We start from the raw sequence: 12,229 nt of genomic DNA, 5'->3' as shown, positions 1-12,229 counted from the left end.
AATCTGTCAGCATATCTTAGGCATTACCCTAAGCGTTCGCTTCTGACTCAGTCTTTCCCGCTTGTAGCATCCGGTTAGCACCTACTTTTAGATTCGACCTTCTAAAAGAGCTAACAAGGGGTTACTTCGTTCCGTGCGTTCATTCTGTGTACCTTTAGAGTGATGTTCTACGCCGGGTTTATCGGAAGTGCATAACGGTCTAGTAACAAGTAGCCGTTTCCTTATCCTTTACCTTTTGGTTCCAGCCTGTCAGCCTCATTTGGCTGGTTTAGAATCACGACGCTTCCAACACATCTTTGTTTACTACTCATGGGTACTTTGCTCGACGTGTACCAGGTTGGGCTCCCAGTAAGAACGCCTTCTCTTCCTGCTTTACGGATTGATGGCTAGTCGCTACCGTAAGGATGATGCTGTCACCCTTGCACCTAGGGGGTAGGATTTACACCTACATGAACACACAGTTATAAGAATCTGGTTTTCACAGGCCTTACCTTCCGTCCCTGAGCATTTTTACTCATTTAGGAAAACTGCTGTAATGGAGAAGAAGATCATATCGGCAGAATAAGACAGTGTTCGTTTTCGTTCCCTATTAGTCAGGGAACTGTCGTCAACTCACGCGCCATTCATCCCACGCTCCTAAGAGTGAGCGTGGGGCGGCTTCTGTCGGCAAAGCTAAAAAAGTGTAATTTCAAACTTTACTCTTTAGCCCTTTGCCATTTAAGCTATTAGCTGATGGAATCGGGGCTACTAGTTAACTTATGAAACGGCGTGGATTTTTACAACGAATTGCTTCCATACTGGGAACTGCAGGATGGACTAACCTTGCATGGTCAGGTTTAGGAGGTCAGTATTATCAAGCCTTAGCAACACCCCCTAGTCACAAGTTGGCTTTACTAATAGGTATTAATAACTACCCAGAAAGTCCTCCATTGAGTGGTTGCTTAACCGATGTTGAGTTACAAAAAGAACTGTTAATTCACCGTTTTGGGTTTTTGAGTTCTGATATCCTGACTTTAACCGAGGAACAAGCCAGTCGAGAATTTATTGAAGCGGCCATTTCTGAGCATTTGATTAAGCAGGTTAAGACTGATGATGCGGTGGTTTTCCATTTTAGTGGTTATGGCACTCGTGTTCAATTAGAAGACTTACCAGGGGGGGCTCATGCTTTAATCCCCGTGGATGAAAGTGCGTCGGATGGATCTAACCACACAGAAGATAATAATTTTGCTAACTACCTGTTAGAAGAAACCCTGTTGTTATTATTGGGTTTAGTTCCCACGGATAAGGTAACAGCAGTGTTAGATACTGGTTATTATCCCAAAACCATATCCCAACCTTCTGGGTTAAGATTTCGCTCCTTGGTGACCCCCCCAACCAAGAGATTAAATCCCCAAGAGCTGAATTTCTTGAACCATCTCCTAAGAGGGGGTTTGCCCATAAATAATGGCATTGCCAAGGGAGTTAGTTCAAGCAAGAATGAGTCCATAATTTTAAGGGCCAGTTCACAACCCGACCAATCGCCAGGGGAGTCCCTATTTTATGGTTTTAGTGCAGGTTTATTCACCTACGCCCTGACCCAGTATCTTTGGGAAGTTATACCGCCCAAAACTATTCATATTCTCTTATCCGAGATTAATAATCATATATATAAACTAGGTAATCGTCAACAACCAGATTTGTTAACCTTAACTACAAAGGAAAATTTCCCATCCGTTTTAATTACGGAGAATTTTCCCTTGGAAACCACTGGTGCTCAAGGGGTAGTTACCAGTATTGACCAAGAGGGGAAAACAGCCCAGTTATGGTTGGGGGGACTACCACCCCAAGTATGGTTAAATTATGGGGTTAATTCCAGATTTGCTACAGTTGGTGGAGAACAACTAGTCTTCAAGTCTTCTAGTGGTTTGACAGCTAAAGCACAAATTATTAGAAAAGAGGCACAGACCGGTAATTCTTTACAGATTGGTCAATTAGTGCAAGAGACGGTGCGTGTCTTGTCTCGTAATATTAACCTCACAGTAGCTTTAGATTCAGCACTGGAAAGAATTGAGCGTGTAGATGCTACTAGTGCTTTTTCCGCCTTAACCCGTATAGTAAATATCACTTCACCAGAACGGGGTGCTGACTACATCTTTGGTAAATTATCAAATCTCCCTGCTCGTTATGGTTTATTTTCCCTGGGTGGTGAACTCCTGGAGAGTAGCACTGGGGAACCAGGAGAACTAGTGAAAGTAGCAGTGCAAAGACTAATTAGGAACTTTTCTCAATTACTGGCAATCAAATTATGGCGACTGACAGAAAATCAGGGTTCTTCTCAATTGTCTGTGAAAGTGAGCTTGGAAGTTGTTAGCAAAAATCTCTTTTCTCAGTCCGGTACAATTTCACGTCACCTAGTGTGGGAAAGGGAAACCTCTCCTGTTTCCTTACAGGATGGGACAAGCCAAAAAAGATTTGCAGACCAATCAGCAGCTGTTCCTACTGTTCCAGTTAATAGCATCATGGTCTACCGGGTGGTAAATTTTGGCGATCGCCCAATTTATTGTATGCTAGTAGGGTTAAATAATCATAAAACTCCCGTAGCTTTTTACCCATGGGCAATTTCCTCTCCAAATGTGACTGATAATCAACCTGAGTTAGAGCAGATTGTGATTGCTCCGGGAGGATCACTTCAATTTCCCCAGAATGGTCAAAGTTTTAGTTGGTTATTGCCGAAAAAGTCATTGTTTTGTGAACACCAACTGATTTTCAGCACTTCTCCTTTTACCAAAACTTTATTAGCTTTAGCAAGCTCATATAATAAATCTACAGATCAACAGTCTATTAGTGAACTATTTAATCCTCTGGATGTGACTCAAGCCATACTAGAGGATTTGCATGTTGCTAGTAGTGTGAGTAGTACTGATTCTTACGTACTAGATGTGAATAACTGGGCAAGCATTAATTTTGTTTTTCAATCAGTTTAAACACGGCCAGTCTCCAAGTACTTTTCTAGTAGCAGACCCAACTTTTGTTTTGTTTCTGTGGGGACATCGGCCAAATTTGTGAGAATGGCGTATTTTAGTGCGGAATGGGCCTCACTTGGGGGGGAATTTTCACTTAATCTTTTCACAGTTTCTATGATTACTTCTTGAGCATTTATGCCATTTTTTTGTAAATTGGCGATCACCATATCTACCGTCACATGATCATGATCCGGATGCCAACAGTCATAGTCAGTAACTAAAGCTAGGGTTGCATAGGCAATTTCCGCTTCTCTAGCTAACTTGGCTTCAGTTAAATTGGTCATGCCAATTATCGTTGCTCCCCAACTGCGGTACATATTTGATTCCGCTTTGGTAGAAAAAGCAGGGCCTTCCATACATAAGTAAGTACCTTCACGGTGAAGAGTAACATCAGGTAAATTCAAAGATGCGATCGCATCTGCTAGAACTGCTGCCAAATTTTGGCAAATGGGATTGCCAAAGGCAATATGGGCTACAATTCCCTCTCCAAAAAAGGTAGAAACACGATTTTTAGTCCGGTCAATAAACTGATCAGGAATCACCATATCCAGTGGTTTTACCTCTGCTCTCAAGGAACCAACAGCACTAGCTGAAAGTAGGTATTTGACTCCCAACTGTTTCATGGCATAAATATTGGCGCGGAATGGTAATTCAGTCGGTAACAGGGCATGATTGCGACCATGCCTAGCTAAAAATGCAACCCTTGCTCCCGCTAAAGTACCGATAATAATCGCATCAGATGGGGAACCAAAGGGCGTTTTAATATCCAGTTCTTCCACATCTTGTAATGCTGACATTTTGTATAAACCACTGCCACCAATAATTCCAATATCTACGGAGTTCATTTTGATATACCTATTAAACCTGTTTAGAGTCATTTTACTGGAGTTTATACTAAAATGAGGAGCGATTGCCAGTTAGATTCATCAAAAGGATTTCAGGAATTATACCGTAAAATTCCTCAAAGCTAGACTGCATCAGGATTTCTGCCGTTTTAATTAGTATTTCCCAACAGGTCTAATCGGTGAGCTATCAGTTATGTTCATTGGATGGAAGATATAAAGTTTTGTAACGACATTCAACATTTCTGGATTCCGACAAATAAAATGTTATCAACTCACCGAAAATTAAACAGTCAACTAGTCAACTAATAACTATTAATAAGAGGAAATTGAAAATGAAAGTTAGAGGCATAAAACGGGGACAGAATATAGAAATATTAGAACAACTTAACAATATTCCAGATGGAACAGAAATCATAGTAGACTTAGAAATAATAGACTTAGAATTTATTGAAAACCAAATCAGAAAACCAAAACAACCATTAACAGAACAGGAGAGACTAGCTAAACTAAATAAATTATTCGGTACTTGGAAAAATCAACCTGAATTAACCCAAATATTTGCAGAAATTGACCAAGAACGCCATACTTATCAAGGTAGAATTATAGACTCAATTGATAATCAGGATAACGACTAATGTATCTACTAGATACCAACATTTGCATAGCACTACTCAACGAAAACCCTCAAGCTGTTGCTAAATTCAATCGCTACTTTAGCCAATGTTATCTATCCATCATCGTAGTTTCAGAACTCTATAAAGGAGTTTATTGTTCTCAACAGGTAGCCAAAAATCTAGAAACATTAACTGAGTTCATAGAACTACTACCAGTAGAACCATTTGAAATAGAAGCAGCTATCGAATTTGGCAAGATTCAAAGCGAACTCAGAAAAATTGGTAAACCAACAGGAGAATTTGATGCTTTAATTGCTGCTGTAGCCCGTTCTCGTAACGATATTCTCGTTACTAATAATATCAAAGATTTTATCAATATTCCCAATTTAAAACTAGATAATTGGTTAGAAAATTGAAAACTCTACGCCATATCTCTTGGAAAATTATCTACTCCAGCAACACCTTTAGACATCTCCGGAAATAGCCAAAGCCCTACGAATAATGCTTTTTATGTAAAGGTAGCTGACTGGTACGCTAAAATAAGCGTTCGCTTTACTCGAAAAATCAATAAGATGACACCAGCTCACGGTTTTGGGTTGAGGATGACAAATTCACCATAATAGTCTTTAGTTATGGAGGTGGCACGAAAACTGGCATTTCTACCACAACAACAAATTATACCCCAAGGTTTAACAGTTCAACAGTTGGTTAGTTTAGGTAGATCTCCTCACCAGTGCTGGTGGCAATGGGAATTAAGTGTTGAAGACCAACAGCAAGTATCAATTGCCTTGGAATTAACCCAACTGAAAAAACTGGGCGATCGCCCAGTAGAACAGCTATCAGGGGGAGAAAGACAAAGGGTTCAGAACAATCGCATTTATGTGGTAGACTACTATGGATTTATAAACGCTGGTAGTATTGATAGTATTCAAAAAAGTTGTGAGAAGTTAAAACAAATTTTATCCAAAACAATTAATTATTAGGAATAATTCTTAAAAAATAGGGACTAGCCACCAGGACTACTCCCACTTGCCGATCCTTTAAAGAGAAGAGAACACTATATAAAACTCTAACTTGATTGAGAATCTTTGTCAACTAGTATGAGAAAAATTAGCAATTACAGCTGTAGTTAGGGGAGATGAGCGACCTACCCTCTCAATGATTTACAATTTGTAAATATCCCTCAGTAGATAAAAGGTGGCATTAATGGCTGATATTGTTGATATTGCAGTTGGCAATGACTCATTCAAAACCTTAGTAGCGGCGGTACAAGCAGCTAACTTGGTGGAAACTCTCAAAAGTCCGGGTCCTTTCACGGTCTTTGCACCCACTGATGATGCTTTTGCTAAACTACCCCCTGGTACCATTACCACCCTATTGCAAAATATCCCTCAGTTAGCAAGAATTTTAACCTATCATGTAGTTCCCGGAAAATTGACGAAAGCGGATTTAGCCCAATTGGGCACGGTCAGTTCCGTAGAAGGTTCACCAATAAAAATTGACTGTAATGATGGTTTTGAAGTCAAAAATGCTACAGTTATTGCAGCGGATATTGAGGCCGACAATGGGGTCATTCATGTTATTGACACTGTTATTTTAATGGGTTGATAATGGGGGTATGGGGATATAATAGCATTTTGTCTAAAGCTATATTTCCTCTTACTTGTATTTAACCTTCAAACCCAGAATAATTAGGTTAAAAAACAAAGTAGTACCATTGGCCAAAATAATTGGCGTGGCGCCCAGCATAATACCATAAATAAACCATAAGAACAACCCAGTCATGAATGTAATCAACATCGCAAAAGAAACATCTTTTGCTGACTTTGTTTTCCAGGTCTGTAACATCTGAGGTAAAAAAGCAATTGTTGTTAGGGTTCCCGCAGCTAATCCCACTATGTTCACAAAGTCCATTTTTTTTTCCAATACATTTATTTATGTCTATTTATTTCCGTCTACTCACTAAAAACACTGGCAAAAAAATTCAATGTTTCTCTCAAAGCGTTAACAAACACGTCTATCTCTTCCCTGGTATTATAAAAAGATAAACTTACCCGTGCAGTCCCTGCCAAGTCTAGATAACGGTGTAATGGTTGTGTACAATGATGACCAGAACGTATAGCTATACCCTCTTGGTCTAGTAACGTGGCTAAATCATTAGCGTGAACACCTTTGGCAGTAAAAGACGCTAAAGCGGCTCTGCCTTCACCATGAATATCTGGCTTTGGTCCATAGATTGTTAGTTGGGGTATTTGTGCTAGTTGCTCAAATAAATAGCTAGTTAATTCTGCTTCATAAGCATGGATTTTATCCATCCCTATATTAGTTAAATAGTCTATTGCTGCACCCAGAGCTATGGCCTCCCCAATAGCAGGTGTACCAGCTTCAAACTTATGGGGGAGTTCTGCATAGGTAGAATGGTCTAAATATACTTCTGCAATCATTTCTCCACCACCGAAAAATGGTGGCATGGATTCTAGTAATTCTAATTTACCGTATAGGAAGCCAATACCGGTGGGAGCTAACATTTTGTGTCCAGATGCAACTAACCAATCACAGTCAATGTCTTGGACGTTGATGGGGGTGTGAGGAACACTTTGGCATCCATCTAGTAGGAATTTTGCTCCATATCTATGAGCAATTTTAGCTATTTCTTGGACTGGATTAATGCAACCTAATGTATTAGAAATATGCACAATAGATACCAGTTTAGTTTTTTCACAAATTAGGTTATTAAACTGGTCTAAATCTAGGGTTTGTGCAGGTGTCAATTCTACAAATTTCAGGACTGCTCCGGTTTTTTGAGCCACAAATTGCCAGGGGACAATATTACTATGGTGTTCCATTACAGAGAGGATAATCTCATCTCCTGGTTGTAAATTGTTCATTCCCCAACTGTAAGCCACTAGATTAATGGCTTCACTAGCATTGCGGGTAAAAACTATCTCCTGACGGGATTTTGCTTGGATAAAATTAACCACTTTATCTCTTACTGCTTCATAAGCATCCGTAGCTTTTCCACTTAAAAAATGCGCACCCCTATGCACGTTGGAGTTATACTCTTCGTAGTAATTCCGCCAAGTGTTCAATACTAAGGTTGGTTTTTGAGAAGTGGCTGCATTATCTAGATAAACTAGGGGTTTATCATGAACTTTTTGTTTAAGAATGGGAAAGTCTGGACGAACCTGATCTGCTAGGGTTTTAGTTGATGTGAATGTCATATTTCGCTAGTTTTGATTATCTGATTTCTTAGTTATTGACTAGAGAGCTAACTGTTTTTAACAGCTTCTCTCTCAAGGAAGCAAGTGGAATTAGGTTAATAACTTCTGTTGCAAAAGCATTAACTAATAACTTACGCGCTTCCGTTTCTCCTATTCCCCGACTTTGCAGGTAGAAGATTTCATCGTCTTGTAATTGACTAACGGTTGCACCATGGGCACACTTAACATTGTCAGCGGTAATTTCTAATTGGGGTTTGGTGTCCACTCTCGCTTTTGATGATAATAGCAAATTGCGGTTTAATTGCGACGCATCCGTTAATTGTGCGGATTTGGGAACGAATATCTTACCATTGAACACCCCATGGGCGCGATCGCCTATAATAAGTTTATGTAATTGTTTACTAGTAGCATAAGGATAGTTCAGTGTGATCGCACTATGAGTGTCACCCAATTGCTTTTGGGCAATAACCGTTAATCCGTGGAGATTTGTTTCAGTTTGTTCACCAGTTTGTACAAGCTCTAAGTTGTGACGAGAAATTTTACCACCAATAGTTATGGCATTACAGCTATAACGGCTGTATCTTGCTTGGGTTACAGCAGTTTTACCAATATCAAAACTATGATCACCACCCAAGACAATTCTGGAATGATTGACCTGGGCATTTTCATGTACCCAGATTTCTGTCACACTGTTGTTCAAACCAGCACCCATAGGTTCATTTTGTGGTGACGGTGTATTTAGGGTAATATGTTCTTCAATTAGACTTATTTGGGAATTACCCTCAGCAATTACCAAACACCGAGGTTGACAAAAAGTTGGGAACTCTCCCACCAGGGAAATAAATAACAGCTGTATGGGATCTTCAACTACCACATTTTTGCCCGCCCATACCACTGCAACATCATTCAAACCAGCAGTATTTAAGTCGCTGAAGACATCTCTTGTTCCGTCAAACTGCGCCAAATATTTCTGAGCAACAGAATCTTCTAAAGAATCTAAGTTACCAACATGTAAACCGGAGGGTAGATCTGAAGTCTGGGATAAAGTTGGTGTGAGAACACCATTAATAAAAACCAACCGGTGGGTAGCTTCAGGTAAACCTAAACCCTCCATAAAAGATTCCATGGCAATTTGGGAACTACCTAAATTAGAACCTAATGCGAAACTGATCTCCCGTAAAGGAGATAGGTCTGTAAAACGCCACTCTTCATCTCGGGTAGTAGGAATCACCGAATGACGCACCCACTTGGTCGCATTAGTCCTAACTTGTTCTAACCAGCTTGGTTCTTTTGATAGACAAATCTCATTTAGCTGATTTAGCAACCTAGTTAAAAAAGCATCTTTATCCAAATCTAATAAAGAATCGCTAACAGCAGGGGGGAAAACTTCCATAGTCATAATTACACACCCACTCCTAAAGCTTCTTCCAATACCCAGTCATAACCTTGAGATTCTAGCTCTAAAGCTAACTCCTTACCACCACTTCTAATAATACGTCCTTGAGCCATCACATGGACAAAATCAGGAACAATATAATCCAGAAGTCGTTGATAGTGAGTAATCATGATGGTGGCATTTTCTGCATTTGTCAACTGGTTCACCCCATTAGAAACAATCTTGAGGGCATCAATATCCAAACCAGAATCTGTTTCATCTAGGATTGCTAATTTAGGCTCTAAAATAGCCATCTGCAGAATTTCATTGCGCTTTTTTTCACCACCGGAAAAGCCTTCGTTAACACTGCGTTCTAAAAAGCTGGAATTCATTTTCACAACTTCCAACTTTTCCATTACTAAATCATCAAAATCAAAAGTGTCCACTTCCGGTAAACCTTTGGCTTTACGATGAGAATTATAGGCAACCCTCAGAAAATCTAAATTGCTAACACCAGGAACTTCTAGAGGATATTGAAAGGCCAAGAATACACCACTTCTAGCTCTTTCTTCTGCTTCCATTTCCAAAAGATTAGCACCCTGAAAAACTACCTCACCACTGGTGACACTGTAAGTAGGGTGTCCAGCTAAAACTTTAGACAAGGTACTTTTGCCAGAGCCATTTGGTCCCATAATGGCATGGATTTCACCTGCTCTCACCTCTAAATTAACTCCTTTCAAAATTGGAGTTCCATCCACTTGGGCTTGCAAATCTTTAACGGACAAAATCAAATCACTGTTCTCAATAATCATGGCTCCTATCCTCTTTTTGATCTACTAACCCACACTACCTTCTAATTTCAAGCTCAATAACTTATCAGCTTCTACCGCAAATTCCATCGGTAACTGGTTAAAAACATCCTTACAGAAACCGCTAATCATCATTGAAACCGCATCTTCAGCAGAAATACCACGTTGGGCAAAAAAGAATAGTTGGTCTTCACCAATTTTAGAGGTGGAAGCTTCATGTTCTACTTTACCTGTATTATTCTGAACCTGAATGTAGGGAAATGTGTTGGCCTGGGCATTGTCTCCAATCAACATGGAATCACATTGAGAATAATTTCTAGCACCCTTGGCACTAGGATTAATTTTGACTAAACCCCGATAGCTATTACTTGATTTGCCTGCGGAAATACCTTTAGAAATAATTGTACTACGAGTATTTTTACCAATATGAATCATTTTAGTTCCCGTATCAGCTTGCTGGCGATTATTGGTTAGAGCTACAGAGTAGAATTCACCTATTGAATTATCACCAACTAACACACAACTGGGATATTTCCACGTAATAGCAGAGCCTGTTTCTACTTGAGTCCAGGAAATTTTGGAATTCACTCCTTGACACAAACCCCGTTTGGTCACGAAATTGTAAATTCCTCCCTTGCCATTTTCATCACCAGCATACCAGTTTTGCACTGTGGAATATTTAATTTCAGCATTATCCAAAGCAACTAATTCCACAACAGCAGCGTGCAATTGGTTACTATCATACATTGGTGCTGTACATCCTTCCAAATAGGAAACATAGCTGCTTTCTTCCGCAACAATTAAAGTTCTTTCAAACTGTCCCGTATCACCGGAGTTAATGCGAAAATAGGTAGATAATTCCATGGGACATTTGACCCCTTTGGGAATATATACAAATGAACCATCGCTAAAAACAGCGGAGTTTAAAGCAGCAAAATAATTATCAGCAATGGGCACCACACTGCCAAGATATTTCTTGACTAATTCTGGATGCTCCCGCAATGCTTCCGAAATAGAGCAGAAAATCACCCCATCCTCCGCTAGTTTTTCCTTAAATGTGGTGGCCACGGAAACACTATCAAAGATTGCATCCACAGCTACATTGGCCAGTCGCTTTTGTTCCGATAGAGAAATACCTAACTTCTCAAAGGTTTCTAGTAGCGTTGGGTCAACTTCTTCCAAACTATTCAGTTTTGCTTTCTTTTGCTTGGGTGCAGAATAATAAACAATATCTTGGTAATTAATAGGTGGATAGTTAACATGAGCCCAAATTGGTTCCGTCATCTTTAACCACTGACGGTAGGCACGCAAACGAAATTCCAGCATGAATTCTGGCTCTTGTTTTTTAGCGGAAATTAAGCGGATAACTTCCTCATTTAGCCCACGGGGTATGGTGTCGGTTTCAATGTCGGTGACAAAGCCATACTTGTAAGGTTGGTTAACTATGGTCTTGACGGATGCGCTCATCGTTTCTATTGTGTTCTCTTTAAAGGATAACCAATGGGTTTAGCTGTTAAGGTGTAACTAACTCAGTCACTAAACTGCTAGAATGGAATCGGCGAGTAAAACAACTAGGCTGTTGTTTAACCCAAATCTATTGTACGATAGATTAACAACAACAATGTTGTTTAAGTCAAATTTTAGAAAAATTTTTTTGGGACTAAAATGGCGACTACCCAGCAGTCCTCAACTAAGCAGGATATCCTACAGTATCTTTTGAAACACTCTCAAGCCACAGCGGGGCAACTATCAGAAATCCTAGAAGTTAGTCCACAAGCTGTTCGTAGGCATTTGAAAGATTTAGAGGCGGATGACATGGTTGTGTATTCCGTACCAGAAAATTCCGGTATGGGCAGACCCCAACACATTTATCATTTGAGTCCAGGAGGTAAGGAGTATTTACAAAGAAACGCTACTAGGGTTAGTGGTGGTTATGGGGAATTTGCAGTTTCGCTATTGGATACCCTAGCGGAAACTGTAGGAAGGGAGCAGGTAAAAACTATTTTACAAAAGCAGTGGGAAAGGAAAGCCCAGGAATATCAGGAAAAGGTTGGCCAGGGTTGTTTAGAAGAAAGGGTAGCTACCCTAGTAGAATTAAGAAAGGCCGAAGGTTTTATGGCTGAGTTCCGCCCAGTGGAAGAAAAGGATGATGGTCATGAGGGTGATAATAGCTTTTTATTTATGGAGCACACCTGCGCCATTTCTAATGTTGCTGAGTCTTTTCCTAGTGTGTGTGGACATGAGCTAGAAATGTTTGCAGCAATATTGCCCGATTGTAGTGTGCAAAGAACCCACTGGATAATAGATGGGCAGCATAGGTGTGTGTACTTGATTAAGAGAAACTAGTCACAAATTGTAATAAT

11 protein-coding genes and 1 pseudogene are annotated in these 12,229 nt (G+C 39.9%); 6 read left to right on the top strand and 6 right to left on the bottom strand.

Annotated features, from left to right (window positions below):
* Positions 1 to 758 precede the first annotated feature (758 nt).
* Entirely contained in the window at positions 759 to 2,963 is a 2,205-nt protein-coding gene (locus IAR63_RS00410) for a caspase family protein (protein ID WP_187706203.1), read from the top strand.
* On the opposite strand, the gene IAR63_RS00405 is transcribed toward IAR63_RS00410, so the two are convergent.
* Positions 2,960 to 3,847 (bottom strand): S-methyl-5'-thioadenosine phosphorylase, encoded by an 888-nt coding sequence (locus IAR63_RS00405; protein WP_187706202.1) that lies wholly within the window; start codon positions 3,845 to 3,847, stop codon positions 2,960 to 2,962. The genes IAR63_RS00410 and IAR63_RS00405 overlap by 4 nt on opposite strands.
* A 332-nt stretch (positions 3,848 to 4,179) precedes the next feature.
* Between IAR63_RS00405 and IAR63_RS00400 the strand changes: the two genes are divergently transcribed.
* From IAR63_RS00400 to IAR63_RS00385, 4 genes and pseudogenes are all read left to right on the top strand, one after another.
* The gene (locus IAR63_RS00400) at positions 4,180 to 4,482 is read left to right on the top strand and encodes a hypothetical protein (RefSeq protein WP_141303697.1); all 303 of its coding nucleotides are present in this window, start codon (positions 4,180 to 4,182) and stop codon (positions 4,480 to 4,482) included.
* Complete coding sequence (locus IAR63_RS00395) at positions 4,482 to 4,877, top strand: type II toxin-antitoxin system VapC family toxin (protein WP_187706201.1); 396 nt, start codon at positions 4,482 to 4,484, stop codon at positions 4,875 to 4,877. The genes IAR63_RS00400 and IAR63_RS00395 overlap by 1 nt, the downstream gene beginning before the upstream one ends.
* 222 nt (positions 4,878 to 5,099) lie before the next feature.
* A pseudogene (locus tag IAR63_RS18735) lies at positions 5,100 to 5,444 on the top strand (ATP-binding cassette domain-containing protein); the annotation flags it as partial.
* 223 nt (positions 5,445 to 5,667) lie between these two features.
* Positions 5,668 to 6,069: a fasciclin domain-containing protein gene (locus IAR63_RS00385; protein WP_057177179.1), complete on the top strand. Its 402-nt coding sequence runs from the start codon at positions 5,668 to 5,670 to the stop codon at positions 6,067 to 6,069.
* A 51-nt stretch (positions 6,070 to 6,120) separates the two neighbouring features.
* Here the strand turns inward: IAR63_RS00385 and IAR63_RS00380 are convergent, their stop codons facing one another.
* The 5 genes from IAR63_RS00380 to sufB are packed head-to-tail and all read right to left on the bottom strand — an operon-like array spanning position 6,121 to position 11,333.
* Positions 6,121 to 6,375, bottom strand: a complete 255-nt coding sequence (locus IAR63_RS00380) for a SemiSWEET transporter (protein ID WP_006277485.1) — start codon at positions 6,373 to 6,375, stop codon at positions 6,121 to 6,123.
* A gap of 41 nt (positions 6,376 to 6,416) precedes the next feature.
* Positions 6,417 to 7,682, bottom strand: a complete 1,266-nt coding sequence (locus tag IAR63_RS00375; protein WP_187706200.1) for a SufS family cysteine desulfurase — start codon at positions 7,680 to 7,682, stop codon at positions 6,417 to 6,419.
* 28 nt (positions 7,683 to 7,710) lie between these two features.
* Positions 7,711 to 9,081, bottom strand: a complete 1,371-nt coding sequence (sufD, locus tag IAR63_RS00370; protein ID WP_187706199.1) for a Fe-S cluster assembly protein SufD — start codon at positions 9,079 to 9,081, stop codon at positions 7,711 to 7,713.
* A gap of 2 nt (positions 9,082 to 9,083) precedes the next feature.
* Entirely contained in the window at positions 9,084 to 9,869 is a 786-nt protein-coding gene (gene sufC / locus IAR63_RS00365; RefSeq protein WP_006277482.1) for a Fe-S cluster assembly ATPase SufC, read from the bottom strand.
* Positions 9,870 to 9,893: 24 nt separating this feature from the next.
* On the bottom strand, positions 9,894 to 11,333 hold the full coding sequence (gene sufB / locus IAR63_RS00360; RefSeq protein WP_006277481.1) for a Fe-S cluster assembly protein SufB: 1,440 nt from the start codon (positions 11,331 to 11,333) through the stop codon (positions 9,894 to 9,896).
* Positions 11,334 to 11,531: 198 nt separating this feature from the next.
* Here sufB and sufR point away from each other — a divergent pair, with 198 nt between their 5' ends.
* Complete coding sequence (gene sufR / locus IAR63_RS00355) at positions 11,532 to 12,212, top strand: iron-sulfur cluster biosynthesis transcriptional regulator SufR (protein WP_187706198.1); 681 nt, start codon at positions 11,532 to 11,534, stop codon at positions 12,210 to 12,212.
* Positions 12,213 to 12,229: the final 17 nt, after the last annotated feature.

The organism is Cylindrospermopsis curvispora GIHE-G1 (genome assembly GCF_014489415.1).
GTDB lineage: Bacteria > Cyanobacteriota > Cyanobacteriia > Cyanobacteriales > Nostocaceae > Raphidiopsis > Raphidiopsis curvispora_A.
This window is presented reverse-complemented; position numbering and strand designations above follow the sequence as displayed.